This window comes from Microbispora sp. NBC_01389 (genome assembly GCF_045040095.1).
In the GTDB taxonomy this organism is placed as follows: domain Bacteria; phylum Actinomycetota; class Actinomycetes; order Streptosporangiales; family Streptosporangiaceae; genus Microbispora.
In genome coordinates this window covers 6,018,902-6,032,357 of sequence record NZ_CP109552.1, presented here as the reverse complement: position 1 = coordinate 6,032,357, position 13,456 = coordinate 6,018,902, and the positions used below count along the sequence as shown (strand labels likewise).

The window sequence follows — 13,456 nt, the reverse complement described above, 5'->3', positions numbered from 1 at the left end:
TCACTGATGTCGTCGGTCCCGGTGGTCCATCGTGACGTTGACTTTGTCTCAAGGTATGTCTCATGATGTTGATACAAACCTTGCGACAAAGGAGGGGCTATGGCCCAAGAACCCTCACCGGACACCAGCCCGTCGGCGCGTGCGACCGACCTGCGGCCGGCGGACGCATGGCTGGCCCGGCACGGCCTGTCCGGTGCCCGCCCGACCCCGCTGCTGGCCGGCCGGCTGGCGGTCCGGGGTCGTGCCCGCCTCGCCACTGCGATGATTCTGGCCCTGCTGATCGTCGCGAGCGCGCTCGCCGCCGTTCCCGTCTTCGATGGCCGCGAGCCGCATCGCCCACTGCCGCTGCCGGCCCTGATCGCGCTCGTGGCCGGGCTGCTGCTCGCACAGTCGCTGCTCGACTGGTGGGTCCGACGCGTCGATCAGCGGGCGGGCGCGACACTGTCCCGCAGGGCCGCCCATCCGATCCAGCCCAGCTGGCGGGCCGTGCTCGGCCTGCCGTACGCCGTCTTCGCGGCCGCCACGTTCGCCGGCGCGATGGCGCTGGCCGGGAGCGCCCTGGCCGTTCCCGACCCTGCCGTGCGGCAACCGGCCGTCGTCCTGCTGATCGGCCTGCTCGGCGTGGCCGTCATCACCGCCGTGCAACTGCGCCACCTGCTGCGGCGCCCGGTCGTGGCGGAGGACGAGGAGTCACTGACCGCCGACGTCGTCATGCGCGTCGAGGATGCCCGCGACCTCACCACGCCAAGCGTGCAGTGGTCGCTGCCCATGGTGCTGCTGTTCGGCACCGCGCCCGGCTGGCTGGGCGCCGCTGCGGTCGTCAATGTGATCCTGGGCCTGGTCGCGTATGTCGCGCTCCGTGCCAGGACGCCGTCGAGCGCGACGGTGGCCCGGCGGGTGATGAGCGTCCGATGATCGTCATCGACGTGGCCTCGCCGGTGCCGCCGTTCGAGCAGCTGCGAGCCCAGCTCGCCCGGCAGATTCGGGATCGCACGCTGGCCGTGGGCACCCGCCTTCCGACCATCCGCCAGCTCGCGGCCAACCTTGGCCTGGCCGTGAACACGGTCGGCCGGGCGTACCGGGAGCTGGAGGAGGCAGGGCTGATCGAAACGCGCGGGCGGGCGGGTTCGTTCGTGTCGGCCGCCGGCGAGGATGGCCTGGAGCGGGCCCGCCGGGCCGCCGCCGACTACGCGGCCGTGGTCGCCAGCGTCGGCCTCGACACGGGAGAGGCGATCCGCATCGTGCAGGCGGCGCTGACCTCCGGCACGGTGACACCGGCCTCGTCATGACCGCGACCCGGCCGTGGGGCCACGTCGCCGGAGTGGCTGCCGATCGGAAAGTCTCCGCCGAGAAGGGGTATCAGTGCGATTGCGCCTGCGACCGGTTCCGTCTCGACCTTGCCGGACAGGCCTCGCCGACGCGGGCAAGCCGTCCGCGTGGAGAGGGCCCGCGCGCCGCGGGTGAGCGGCGCACGGGCCCGGAGCCCATGAACGTGTGGCCGGGTCACGGTCCACGAGCATGGCCACCGGCGTCGCCGAGGGAGGGTGGCTCGGCCGGCGAGCTTGTGCGGTCGGGCGCGGGGAGGCCCCGGCCCCCGCGGCCCGGCCGGAGTCCCGGCACGGCCGGAGGGCCGGTCGGGGATCCGGATGGACGAAGGGGCTCAGGGACGCAGCGCCGCGGCCTCTGCGGCGAGCTTCTCGATCCTCGCGAAGTCGCCCGCCGAGACAAGGCTACGCGGTGTCAGCCAGCTCCCGCCCACGCACCCCACGTTGGACAGGGCCAGATAGGACAGCGCGCTCGCGGGGGTGATCCCGCCGGTGGGGCAGAACCGCACGTCGGGCAGCGGGCCGCTCAGCGCCTTGAGATAGGAGACGCCGCCGGCCGGCTCCGCGGGGAAGAACTTCAGCTCGCGCACGCCGCGCTCGGCCAGCGTCATCGCCTCGGTGGCCGTGGCCACGCCCGGCAGGAACGGCACGCCCGAGGCGAGCATGGCCGCGAGCAGCCCGGGGGTGGTGCCGGGGGAGACGAGGAACCGGGAGCCCGCCGCGATCGCGGCCTCCACGTCCTCCGGCGACCGTACGGTGCCCGCGCCGATCACGGCCTCCGGCACCTCGGCGGCGATCCGCCGGATCGCGTCGAGGGCGGCCGGGGTGCGCAGCGTCACCTCGATCACCGGCAGGCCGCCCGCCACCAGCGCCCGGGCCAGCGGGACGGCGCTTTCCGCGTCGTCGAGGACGACCACCGGGACGACCGGCGCGAGGTCGAGAAGGTTGCTCATCACAGCTCCACTTCGGGGAATCGTTGGGCGAGCCAGGCGGCCGCACCCGTCAGCGCCGGCTGCTCGGCGACGATCAGCGGGGTCGGGATCGCGGCGGCGTAGTCCGTCAGCGCGGGCGCGGTCGTCTCGAACCGGGCCCGGAACGCGCTGCCCGGGATCCGCGCGGCCAATCGGGGCAGCACGCCGCCGCCCAGGTAGACCCCGCCCCGCGCGCCGAACGTCAGGGCCACGCCGCCGGCGAACCCGCCGAGCAGCGCGAGGAAGACCTCCACGGTCTCGACGCACAGCGGGTCGTCCGACGAGGTGATCTGCGCCGCCGTCCGGGCGCCCGGCGCGACCCCGCGCACCAGCGCGAGGCCGTGGTGCAGGCGCGGCAGCCCGGTGCCCGACAGCAGGTGCTCGGCGTCCACGTACGGCAGGCCGTCGGCGCGCAGGGCACGGACGATCTCCATCTCCAGGTCCGTCACGACCGGGACCGCCACGTGCCCGCCCTCGCCGGCCACGGGCAGCCAGCCCTCCCGTACGGGGACGAGCCCGGCCACCCCGAGCCCGGTGCCCGGGCCCAGCACGGCCTTCGTCAGGCCGGGCGGCGGCGACGGGGGGCCGCCGAGCGACACGAGATCGCCGCCCGCGAGGTGCGGCAGCGAGATCGCGAGGGCCTCGAAGTCGTTGAGGAGCACCGTACGCGGGATGCCCAGGTCGGTCACGGAACCCGACCATCCCGCGTTCGTCAGCCGGTACCGGTCCCTGTCGACCGGACCGGCGATCGCCAGGCACGCGGCCCCCGGCCGAACTCCGCCCGCATGTTCTGCGAGATAGGCGGCTACGGCATCGGCAAGGCCGAGATGCTGGGAAACGTCGAGTACGGTTACCGCCTCCGGCTGCCCTCCACGCCGGGTCACCAAACCGAACCGGGCGTTGGTGCCGCCCACGTCGGCGACCAGCCAGGGCAGGCTCACGCGGTGCCCCCGAAGACGCTCGCGCCGCGCTCGGCGGGGCCGACCGTACGGCGGAAGGAGGCGAACAGCTCGCGGCCGGTGCCGGTCCACTGCTCGTCGGTCAGGGGCGCGCCCTCGGGCACGCGTCCGGTGAGGTCGGCGAGCACGGTGAGCGTACCGGCGGCGGAGTCGAGGCGCACCACGTCGCCGTCGCGCAGCAGCGCGATCGGCCCGCCGTCGGCGGCCTCGGGAGAGAGGTGGATCGCCGCGGGGACCTTCCCCGAGGCGCCGGACATGCGGCCGTCGGTCACGATCGCGACCTTCTGGCCGCGGTCGAGCAGCACGGCCAGCGGCGGCGTGAGCTTGTGCAGCTCCGGCATGCCGTTGGCGCGGGGGCCCTGGTAGCGGACGACCGCGACGAAGTCCCGCCCGTTCAGCTCGCCCCGGTCGAACGCGGCGAGCAGGTCGATCTGGTCGTCGAACACCAGGGCCGGGGCCTCGATAACCAGGTGCTCGGGCTTGACGGCGGAGACCTTGCTCACCGCCCGGCCCAGGTTGCCCGACAGCATGTGGATGCCCCCGTCGGGGGAGAACGGCTCGGCGACCGGCCGCAGGACGTCGGGGTCGGAGCTGGGCCCGGTCCGCTCCTCCCACACCAGCGCGCCCTCCTTCAGGGCGGGAGCCGTACGGTAGTGACCGAGGCCGCGCCCGGCCACGGTCAGCACGTCGGCGTGGAGGAGCCCGGCGTCCAGCAGGCCGCCGATGAACACCGCCATGCCGCCCGCGGCGTGGAAGTGGTTCACGTCCGCCTGGCCGTTGGGGTACATCCGGGTGATCAGCGGCACGACCTTGGACAGGTCGGCCATGTCATCCCAGGTCAGCGTGATCCCGGCGGCGGCCGCCATCGTGACCAGGTGCATCGTGTGGTTGGTGGAGCCGCCCGAGGCGAGCAGCGCGACGACCGCGTTGACGATCGCCTTCTCGTCCACGACCTCGCCGACCGGGGTGTACTCCTCGCCGTGCGGGCCGATCTCCACGGCCCGCCGCGCCGCCGCCCGGGTCAGCGCCTGCCGCAGCTCGGTGTGCGGGTTGACGAACGTCGCGCCCGGCAGATGGAGCCCCATGACCTCCATCAGGAGCTGGTTGGAGTTGGCGGTGCCGTAGAAGGTGCAGGTGCCGGGGGAGTGGTAGGCGGCCGCCTCGGCGTCGAGCATCTCGCCGCGGCCGATCTTGCCCTCGGCGAAGGCCTGCCGGGCCCGGGCCTTGACCTTGTTGGGCAGGCCGGAGGTCATCGGCCCGGCGGGCACGAACACGGCCGGCAGGTGGCCGAAGCGTAACGCGCCGACGAGCAGCCCCGGGACGATCTTGTCGCAGACCCCGAGCAGCAGGGCCGCGTCGAACATGTCGTGCGACAGCGCGATGGCGGTCGCCATGGCGATCAGGTCGCGGCTGTAGAGGGACAGCTCCATGCCCGCCCGGCCCTGGGTCACGCCGTCGCACATCGCGGGCACGCCACCCGCCACCTGCGCCACGCCGCCCGCCTCACGGACCGCCCGCTTGAGCTCGGGCGGGTAGGTCTCGTACGGCTGGTGCGCCGACAGCATGTCGTTGTACGACGTGACGATGGCGACGCCGGGCTTGGCCGCGCCCCGCAGGTCGAGCTTGTCCTCGGCCGGGGCGGCGGCGAAGCCGTGGGCCAGGTTGGCGCAGGCGAGCCGCCCCCGGGCCGGCCCCCGCTCGCGCAGTTCGGCCCCGGCACGGCGCACCCGCTCCAGGTAGGCCCGGCGGGTGTCGCGGCTGCGTGTGACGACACGGTCGGTGACCTCGGAAACCACGGGGTCGACCACGGGGGAAACCACGGGGGAAACCACGGGGTCAGTCACGGAAGGTCCTCCTCGTGCCGGGCGCGGCCGCTGCGGCGGGTCCTGCTTCCGCCGGCGCCCCCTGGCACCGGCGGGGTCGATCTCGTGCCGGTCCGACGCCACGTCCGTTGTCCGGACGAAGGCGTCGATCAGGCACAGGAGGGACAGTATCGGGTAGTTATGCCAGTTATCAAGCCTAGTTTTGTAACTCTAAATGAATAAGTCATTGAACTTCGGTGAGTGTATGTGCTTCACTTCTGCTTGATGTCACGTTTAGCCACTCCTGGTGAAGTCCTCCAGCTCATCCGCAGCGGGGAGGCGGTGACGCGCGCCGACATCGGCCGCGTGACCGGCCTGTCCCGGCCGGCCGTCGCGCACCGCGTCTCCGACCTGCTCCAGCGCGGGCTGATCGTGGAGGACGCCGAGGGGCCGTCCACCGGGGGCCGCCCGCCCATGCGGCTGCGGTTCCACGCCGGTGGGGGAGTCGTCCCGGTGGCCTCGCTCGGCGCCCGCCGCACCCAGATCGCGATCTGCGACCTCGCGGGGGAGGTGCTGCACCGGACCGACATCGACATCGACGTCGAGGAGGGCCCCGGCGTCGTGCTCCCCCTGCTCATGGACACCTGGGAGAAGCTGCTGGACGGTCGCCGCGACGTGGCCGGCATCGGCCTCGGCGTCCCCGCCACCGTCGAGTTCGCGGCGGGACGGGTCGAAAGCGCCCGCGTCATGGCGAGCTGGACCGGCGTGGTGATCCCGCCCGTCATCGCCGAGCGGTTCGGCGTGCCGGTGCTCGTGGACAACGACGTGAACGTCATCGCGATGGGCGAGCACCGGAGCGTCTACGCCGCCGAGCTCGACGACCTGTTGTTCGTGAAGGTCTCCACCCGGATCGGCGCGGGGGTGATCTCCGGCGGGGGCATCCTGCGCGGCGCGCTCGGCGCGGCCGGGGAGATCGGTCACATCCCGGTGCGGGACGGCGGCGGCGTGCTGTGCCGCTGCGGCAACCTCGACTGCGTCGACTCGGTGGCCAGCGGCACCGCGATCCTGCGCGACCTGCGCGCCAAGGGCCGCGACGTCGCCTCCCTCGCCGACGTGACCGCCCTCGTGCGGGCGGGCGACGCCGAGACCATGGCCGTCGTACGGCAGGCGGGCCGCTGGCTGGGCGAGGTCATCTCCGGCGCGGTCAACCTGCTCAACCCGGCCGTGGTGGTCCTCGGCGGCGACGTCGCCGAGATGTTCCAGCCGCTGGTGTCGGGCGTACGCGAGATCGTCTACCGGCGCTCCACCCAGCTCGCCACCCGCAGCCTGCGCATCGAGCGCGGCCGCCTCGGGCCGGGCGCCGGGATCACCGGCTGCGCCCTCATGGTCCTCGACCGCGTGCTGTCCGCCCAGGCCGTCGACGCCGCCCCCCGCTGATCCCCCGGCTTACCGGGGCGGCGCTTTCGTCAGTGAGCACGGGTCGTTGACGTGCTCATCGAGCACTCCCGTGCGCCGCGCACCGGCACCGGGAGGCCACCGAGAAAGCGTCCCAGCCTGGTGGTGCCGCGTGAAACGGGGATGTCGGCCGGTGGCACTAGGCTCTGTGGCGATCTTCCCTCCCCCCAGGAGCCCTTCGTGCGTGAACGTGTCCGCCGTGTGATCGAGTCGCCGCGGTTCCAGCAGACGATCACCGTGGTGATCCTGCTCAACGCGGCCACGCTGGGCGTCGAGACCTCGGCCGGGGCGGTCGCCCGTTACGGCACGGTGCTGCACGTCGCCGACCACGCCGCGCTCTACGTCTTCGTCGCGGAGATCCTCGCCAAGGCGTACGTCTACCGGTGGCGTTTCCTCCGCGACCCCTGGAACGTCTTCGACACGCTGATCATCGCTGTCTCGTTCCTCCCCACCGCGGGCGGGCTGTCGGTGCTGCGGGCCCTGCGCGTGCTGCGGGCGCTGCGGCTGATCTCGGTGGTGCCGTCGCTGCGGCGGGTGGTCTCCGCGCTGCTCACCGCGATCCCCGGGATGACCTCGATCGTGGTCCTGCTCGGCCTCGTGCTGTACGTCGCCGCCGTGATGGGCACCAAGCTGTACGGCGCGTCCGCGCCCGAATACTTCGGCGACCTGCCGACCTCGCTGTTCACCCTGTTCCAGGTCATGACCGGCGACGGCTGGTCGGACATCAACCGCGAGGTCATGGACACCCACCCCTCGGCCTGGATCTACTTCGTGGTGTTCGTCCTGATCTGCACGTTCGTCGTGCTCAACCTCTTCATCGCGGTCGTGGTCAGCGCGATGGAGGAGGAGAGCCAGGAGGAGCGCAGAGCCGAGCGCGGGGAGGACGGCGAGGTGCTGGCCGAGATGGCCGCCCTGCGCGCCGAGATCCAGGGCCTGCGTCAGGCCATCACCGACCGCGTCCCCTCCTGACGGGCCTCCGCGGGACCTCGGGACCCGCGGAGCGAGGCCGCGGTCAGCCGCAGCGCAGACGACGGAAGCCGCCGTCCAGGGCCTGCTCGATGTCGAACCAGTCGTCTCCCGCCAGTCCGTCGTACAGCCACCGCTGGTAGCCCTGGTACCGGAGCAACCGGGCGTCGGCGGTGGTCTCCCGGATCATCCTGTCCAGGGGCATGAGGGTCCGGCCGTCGTCTTCGACGAAGTTGTACGGGTTGTCGCGGGGATCCTCACCCTTCTTCAGGTCGGGCAGCGAGCCCCAGGGATGGGTGCGGGCGGGTGGATCGGCAGGCCCGAACAGGCCGTGCCTGAGCATCGCCCGCGCGGTGAGCCAGTGAGCCAGATTCCTCATGCGGTCCGCGGACTCGTTCGCCTCGTCCACGGCTTCCTGTCGTGCGCGCTCGGAGTCCTCCGACTTGGCCATGCGAATCCTGGGCAGCTGGACCGCGTCGGTGAGCATGCCGAAGGCGGCGCCCACCGTTCTCGCGTCGGTGACGACGCCGCCGGCGTCCCGGGCCGTGGCCGCCTTCGCGGCGCTGTGGTCCAGGAGACGCCCGGCGTACTCGGTCTGGGCGGCGAGGTAGACGCCCAGTGCGCCCGGGTCCGTGAACAACTCCTGCGTCAACGGGCGCAGCAGCCCCGCGGAGGCGTTGATCCCCCAGTCCTCTCGCCCCGGCCCGTCGCCGTCGCGCGGGCTGCGTACGTAGGGGTCCAAGCCGTCACAGCCGTCGAGGGCGATGTATCCCAGGTCGCCGAGGTAACCGGCGAGGATGCGCGCGGTCGAGGCGGGCCGTACGAGGGAGCGGGCGGGCCGCCCGGCGCGGATCCGCCCGGACTCCACGGCGACGAACCTCGTGGTGAGCTCGGCGGACCGGAAGCCGCGGGACGGCCGGTCCCGTGTGCCGTCCTGGTCGCGGAAGACGAGCGTGGCCGCCTCCAGCGCCTTGCCCAGCGCCGTGCCGCCGTCGGCCGTGGGCCGCTCTGTCACGTAACGAGCGAGCGCGGTGGGGTCGCCGGAGAAGAAGTCCTGAGCCGCCGCCGGATCACGGCTGAGCGCGGCCATCAGGGTGGTGCCGATGTTCCGGGCGCCGAAGGACGCCGGTTCGCCGCGCCGCTGGTCGATCCTCCGGGCGACGGCGACGAGGAAGTCGCGGTCGAAGGCGCCGTGCCCGAGCGCCCGCGTCAGCGCGTACGCCGCGGAGCCGTCGCGGTCGAGGCCGTCGGCGAGCCGGTCGCGCCAGCCCTGGCTCAGCCGGGGGCTCGCCGTGCCCAGGACCCGGCCGAGCGCGATCTCCAGCCGGTGCGCGTTCCCGTCGGCCTGGTGATCCACGGCCTCGGCCAGGAGATCGCGGAACCGCATCGGGCCCAGCGCGTTCATCAGCGCGGTCGCGAAATCCGGGTCCGGCGCCCGGCTCTCCAGTTCGGCCACGGTCTCCGCACCGGCCTGTCCGGTCTCCGCGGCCTCGGTCAGCCGCACCGTCATGTCGCGCACCTGGGGAGGCACCGGCTCCGCGCGTTCGCCCGGGGCCTGCTCGGACGTCAGCCGGCGCAGGTCCAGCACATGCACGGAGTCCACGCCTCCGGTGACCAGGACCGGCCGGCCGGCCAGATCCGTCACCGCCGCCGCGACGACCGGACCGGCGTGACCGACCGGACGGCCGAGGCGCTCACGGCCCGTCGGGTCCCACACCTGCGCGGTGGCGTCCAGCCCGACCGACACCACGATCGGCCGGCCGTCCAGCTCTCCCGCCGTCAGGGCGTACGCGCCGGCGTCCCCGAGCGGCTGATCGAGCCGCGCACGTGTGGCCGGGTCCCACAGCCACACCGCGCCGTCGGAGCCGGAGAAGACGACGACGGGCCGGCCGTCCCGCTCGGTGATCGTGCCGGCCGCGACGACGCTTCGCGACGGATCCGTGAACGGCCGGCCGAGCCGCCGGTGACCGGCCAGGTCCCACATCCGTACGGTGGAGTCGCGGCCCGCGGAGACGGCGATCATGCGGCCTTCCAGCGTCGTCGTCAGCACCGCGGTCACGCCGGCGGTGTGGCCGGTGAGCGCCTGGCCGAGCTGCTTGTGAGCGGCCAGGTCCCAGATCCTGACCGTGCCGTCGGCACTTCCGGTGACCGCCACGGGGCGGCCGTGGAGCCGGGTCGCGGTCACGGCGGTGACCCGGCCGGTGTGGCCGGTGAGCGGGCGCCCGAGCTGCCTGCCGGCAGTGAGGTCCCACACCCGCACGGTGGCGTCCTCACTGCCGGAGACGGCGACGGGGCGGCCGTGGAGCCGGGTCGCGGTCACGGCGGTGACCCGGCCGGTGTGGCCGGTGAGCGGGCGCCCGATCTGGGCGCCGAACTGGGTGCCGGTCGTGAGGTCCCAGACCCGGACCGTGCCGTCGGCACTTCCGGTGACCGCGACGGTCCGGTCGCCGAGCCTGGTCGTCGTCATGGCGCGGAGCAGGGCGGGCTCCTTCGGGGCGGCCCCGATGGTCGCCGGTGGGAAGGGCGCGGGTCCGCCGGGCGAGGTGTCCCCGCGGAAGTGGAAGAACGCGACGACCACGACGATCAGCGCGGCGCCCGCCCAGACGGAGATCAGCACCCGCCCGGTGCGCTCGTAGGACGGCGTCGAATCCATGAGTGACGGCGGGTCCTTCTGGTTCAGGTGAGGCCGTACCTGGCCTGGATGTCCCTGGCCTGTTCGGTGGTGACCTCGGACGGGGTGTTGGCCAGAGCGCGCCGCAGGTCGGACAGGACGGCGTCGGCGCAGCCGCGGACGCGGGTGCGATGGAGGGTCAGTTGTTCCTCGAACCGCTGCGCGGCCGGCCCCGTCCACACGCGCCCGGAGTGGAAGGCGCCGTACTGCCTTTCGAGGTCGTTCGTGACCTCCGTGAGCAGCGGCTCCGCGGTACGCAGCGTTTCGCGGAGAGCCACATACAGCGGATTGGGTACGAGTTCGGCCATGCCGGTCAGCCCTTTCCGGCGGACGGGGTGGGCGTGGGCGCGTCGGCCGAGGTGATCAGCTTCGGCGCGATCAGCTTCATCAACGCCACCACATCGGCTGCGTTGTCCCGCCCCTCGACCCCTTTCTCCAGTTTGATGAGGATTTCCGCATTGCCTCGCACGAGCATCGCGTGAGCCGAATTCTGTTCGGCTGGCGAGTTCTCGCCGTAGTAGCCGATCGCTCCGGGCGCGATCGTGGGCAATGGGGAAGCGCCATTTCGCAGCTGATCTTTCACTCGCTCTTCCGTCCCCATGGGCACCAGGAGTATCTGCAATACCTTCACGCGATCGCCGCCTCGCTGATAGATGGCGCAGTCTCCATCACCGGCGTCCGGCCGGTCGAGGTCGATGTAACCGCGGACCAGCGGATCGCGTTCTCCGGTCATCAGTTCGACGGCTTTGAGCGGGATATAGTCGCAGACATAGGGCGGGGCGGCGACTGTCGGCATCGGCGTTCGGTCGGGCTTTGCCTCTTCGTGCTGACAGCCGGTTACCAGAGCCAATGTGCAGATCAGTCCTACTGCCCCGGAAGTTCGTCTCAACCTGATCATTTGTATTCGAGGAAGGCCTGGGTGAAGTTGGTGTTAACGCGACCCAGCAGGTCGTCCCCGCGCTTTCCTACAAGGTTCACATCGCGAAGCCATCGTTTGTACGCATCAAGTCGCTTATCCCCGGAGCCATCACCGTGGGGTGCTTTGTCGCTCATCTCGTCCCTTGTCATGATGGTCTGGCCGTCTTTGAGGAAGTTGTATGGGCTGTCACGAGGATCCTGGCCCTTCTTCAGATCCTTGAGCGAAGCCCAGGGATGATGGGACGCGGGCGGGTCGGCGGAGCCGAAAAGCTCGTGCCTGAGCATCGCCTGCACAGTGAGATCGCGCAGGAGTTCCTGAGTTTTCAGCACCGTCTGGTTGGCGTCGGTTGTGGCCCGGTCTGCGGAGTCTCCTTGAGCGCTGTCCTCGATTCGGCCTGTCCATGCCCCGGCGATGCCGGAAATGATCGGCCAGGCTCCTGCCTGCGGTATCGCGAGACCGGTGTTGGCGATGGCGGTGAGGATCTTCATGTTCCTCTCCTGCGCTTCGTCGAGGCTCTTGCCCTCCGCTATCTTGGCCAGCCCTCCCGCGTCTGTGATCACTCCGAATCCCGCCCCGATCCATTTGGCGGCTGTCAACAGTGTCGCGTCACTGTCCGTGCGGGCCATCTCGGCGGCACCGTGATCGAGAATCGTCTTGGCGAACGCGGTCTGGGCTGCCACGACTGCGCCGAATGCCTGAGGGTCGTTGAATGCCTCCAGCATCACATCATGGAGTTCCTTCCTGTCGATGCGTGCGCCCCAGCGAAACGGTCCAGGAATGCTCGGGTCATCGGTGAACGCGACGCCGGGCACTTTGCTGTCGCCGGTGTCGAAGGCGACGCGATTCACGTCGAGGATGTAGTCGCCGAGGATTTTGGCGGTGGTGGCGGGGGGGACGGCCGGAGGGAGGCCCTTGGAAATGCGCTCGGCTTCCAGGTGGACGAACCGGGAGGCCAGCAGGGCGGAGAGGTATCCGCGCGAAGGGTGCTCCGCTGAGCCGTCGTGGTCGCGGAAGGTGAGCGTGGCGGCCTCCAGCGCCTTACCCAGCGCCGCGCCGTCGTCCGGCATGTACGGCCACCTCAGGTAGCGTTCCAGCGCCTTGGGATCGCCCAGGAAGAAATCCTGAGCCGCTACGGGATCACGGGCAAGGGCCTCCATGAGGGTCTTCCTGATGGCGGGTTCGCCGGACATCGCCGCCGCGTGCTTGTCGATCTGCCTGGCCACCGCCACGAGGAAGGCGGAGGCGAAGGTGCCGTGTTTGAGTGCCAGCGCCAAAGCGTAGGCCGGACGCCAGTCGACGATGGCCTTGTCGAGCGTCCCGGTCAGCTCGTCCCGGTAGGCCGGCTCCAGGCGTGGGCTCGCGGTGCCGAGGGTCTTGCCGAGGGCCTTCTGCAACCGCTGCATGGTCGCGTCATCGGTGTGCTCGACGGTTTTCACCAGCAGATCACGAAGCCGCGTGGCGCCCAGTGTGGTCGTCAGCGCCAGGGCGAAGGCCGGATCCCCCGCGCGCTTCTCCAGCGCCGTCACGGTCTTCGCGTCGATCTCGCGCTTCTTGGCCGCCTCGGTGAGCTTGCCGACGGCGGCGTACACATCGGGATCCCGGCCGGCTTCGCCGTACAGCTTCTCGTCGAAGGCGGCCAGGCCGGCCGGGAGAGCGGAGGAGGCCGCCCACTCGCCGTGCTCGGCGCGGATCGTGTCGCTGCGGCGCCGCAGGTCGGGGCGTGTGCTCCGGATCCAGCCCTGTGCCTCACGTAGTGCGCCCAGACGGGAGGTGTCCAGGTCGAGCCGCTGCAACATGCCGCGGATCCTCGGCTCGGTGCGGCCGATGGAGTCCTGCGCCCGGCCGAGTCCTCGTTCGAAGTCGTCCATCGCGGCGGGGTCGATCCCGGCGTAGCCTCCGCCGCGGTTCACCCAGCCCTCGGGCGGTGGCGTGGGTTCCGGTCGGCCGGGAGCGACGGCGCCCGCCGGCGAGGTGGGCGTGACCGGCGGCTGCGTGGGCGTCGCTTCGGGACTCGGCGACGGGACAGGAGCAGAAGCATAGGGAGAGGGCTGAGGTGACGCCGACGGGGGAGCAGGAGGCGATTCCGGGCTTGGTGACGGCCGGGAATCACCTGATGAAAGGGTCATACGGCCCGGGCTCCCCCTGATATCGGTGACAGGCGACGACTCAGGCAGCAAGATTATTTACGATGTGGTCATCTCGTAAACATAATCACTCAATCCGGAATGCCCGGTCATTCGCCACAACACACTCACACATTCTCTCGTACGGCTCGCGCACGGCCAAGAGGACCGGCGACCTGCCGCTCCAACGTAATCAGGTCGAACCGCTTGCCGAATTCGCCGTACGGCCCAGGTCGGTGGCTCGCCGATCCGGGCGGGAAGCAAT

11 protein-coding genes are annotated in these 13,456 nt (G+C 71.5%); 4 read left to right on the top strand and 7 right to left on the bottom strand.

Translation table 11 applies throughout. From position 1 onward, the window contains the following. Positions 1-99: 99 nt before the first annotated feature. A complete protein-coding gene (locus OG344_RS26690; protein ID WP_405085447.1) occupies positions 100-915 on the top strand; it encodes a hypothetical protein in 816 nt (271 codons plus the stop codon). Next, positions 912-1,289 (top strand): GntR family transcriptional regulator, encoded by a 378-nt coding sequence (locus OG344_RS26685; RefSeq protein WP_405085446.1) that lies wholly within the window; start codon positions 912-914, stop codon positions 1,287-1,289. Before OG344_RS26690 ends, OG344_RS26685 begins: the two co-directional genes overlap by 4 nt. 371 nt (positions 1,290-1,660) lie before the next feature. Here OG344_RS26685 and eda read toward each other — a convergent pair whose 3' ends face one another. The 3 genes from eda to edd are packed head-to-tail and all read right to left on the bottom strand — an operon-like array spanning position 1,661 to position 5,099. Beyond that, entirely contained in the window at positions 1,661-2,278 is a 618-nt protein-coding gene (eda, locus tag OG344_RS26680; protein WP_405085445.1) for a bifunctional 4-hydroxy-2-oxoglutarate aldolase/2-dehydro-3-deoxy-phosphogluconate aldolase, read from the bottom strand. Next, the gene (locus OG344_RS26675) at positions 2,278-3,237 is read right to left on the bottom strand and encodes a glucokinase (RefSeq protein WP_405085444.1); all 960 of its coding nucleotides are present in this window, start codon (positions 3,235-3,237) and stop codon (positions 2,278-2,280) included. The genes eda and OG344_RS26675 overlap by 1 nt, the downstream gene beginning before the upstream one ends. Beyond that, a complete protein-coding gene (gene edd, locus OG344_RS26670; RefSeq protein WP_405085443.1) occupies positions 3,234-5,099 on the bottom strand; it encodes a phosphogluconate dehydratase in 1,866 nt (621 codons plus the stop codon). The genes OG344_RS26675 and edd overlap by 4 nt, the downstream gene beginning before the upstream one ends. Before the next feature lie 243 nt (positions 5,100-5,342). Between edd and OG344_RS26665 the strand changes: the two genes are divergently transcribed. Then, on the top strand, positions 5,343-6,494 hold the full coding sequence (locus OG344_RS26665; protein WP_405085442.1) for an ROK family protein: 1,152 nt from the start codon (positions 5,343-5,345) through the stop codon (positions 6,492-6,494). 198 nt (positions 6,495-6,692) lie between these two features. Further along, the gene (locus OG344_RS26660) at positions 6,693-7,481 is read left to right on the top strand and encodes an ion transporter (RefSeq protein ID WP_405085441.1); all 789 of its coding nucleotides are present in this window, start codon (positions 6,693-6,695) and stop codon (positions 7,479-7,481) included. Positions 7,482-7,524: 43 nt separating this feature from the next. Here OG344_RS26660 and OG344_RS26655 read toward each other — a convergent pair whose 3' ends face one another. From OG344_RS26655 to OG344_RS26640, 4 genes are all read right to left on the bottom strand, one after another. Further along, the gene (locus tag OG344_RS26655; protein WP_405085440.1) at positions 7,525-10,131 is read right to left on the bottom strand and encodes a hypothetical protein; all 2,607 of its coding nucleotides are present in this window, start codon (positions 10,129-10,131) and stop codon (positions 7,525-7,527) included. A 23-nt stretch (positions 10,132-10,154) separates the two neighbouring features. Further along, on the bottom strand, positions 10,155-10,457 hold the full coding sequence (locus OG344_RS26650) for a hypothetical protein (RefSeq protein WP_405085439.1): 303 nt from the start codon (positions 10,455-10,457) through the stop codon (positions 10,155-10,157). A gap of 5 nt (positions 10,458-10,462) precedes the next feature. Beyond that, the gene (locus tag OG344_RS26645; RefSeq protein WP_405085438.1) at positions 10,463-10,945 is read right to left on the bottom strand and encodes a hypothetical protein; all 483 of its coding nucleotides are present in this window, start codon (positions 10,943-10,945) and stop codon (positions 10,463-10,465) included. Between the two features lie 98 nt (positions 10,946-11,043). Further along, positions 11,044-12,936 carry a hypothetical protein gene (locus tag OG344_RS26640; protein WP_405085437.1) on the bottom strand — a complete coding sequence of 631 codons (1,893 nt, stop codon included), beginning with the start codon at positions 12,934-12,936 and terminating at the stop codon, positions 11,044-11,046. Between the last annotated feature and the right edge of the window lie 520 nt (positions 12,937-13,456).

What these genes read in the sequence shown, in the direction of transcription:
- OG344_RS26640 (WP_405085437.1), bottom strand. Translation starts at nt 12,936, where the DNA reads ATGGACGACTTCGAACGAGGACTCGGCCGGGCGCAGGACTCCATCGGC.
- OG344_RS26685 (WP_405085446.1), top strand. Translation starts at nt 912, where the DNA reads ATGATCGTCATCGACGTGGCCTCGCCGGTGCCGCCGTTCGAGCAGCTG.
- OG344_RS26650 (WP_405085439.1), bottom strand. Translation starts at nt 10,457, where the DNA reads ATGGCCGAACTCGTACCCAATCCGCTGTATGTGGCTCTCCGCGAAACG.
- eda (WP_405085445.1), bottom strand. Translation starts at nt 2,278, where the DNA reads ATGAGCAACCTTCTCGACCTCGCGCCGGTCGTCCCGGTGGTCGTCCTC.
- OG344_RS26645 (WP_405085438.1), bottom strand. Translation starts at nt 10,945, where the DNA reads ATGCCGACAGTCGCCGCCCCGCCCTATGTCTGCGACTATATCCCGCTC.
- OG344_RS26655 (WP_405085440.1), bottom strand. Translation starts at nt 10,131, where the DNA reads ATGGATTCGACGCCGTCCTACGAGCGCACCGGGCGGGTGCTGATCTCC.
- OG344_RS26690 (WP_405085447.1), top strand. Translation starts at nt 100, where the DNA reads ATGGCCCAAGAACCCTCACCGGACACCAGCCCGTCGGCGCGTGCGACC.
- OG344_RS26665 (WP_405085442.1), top strand. Translation starts at nt 5,343, where the DNA reads ATGTCACGTTTAGCCACTCCTGGTGAAGTCCTCCAGCTCATCCGCAGC.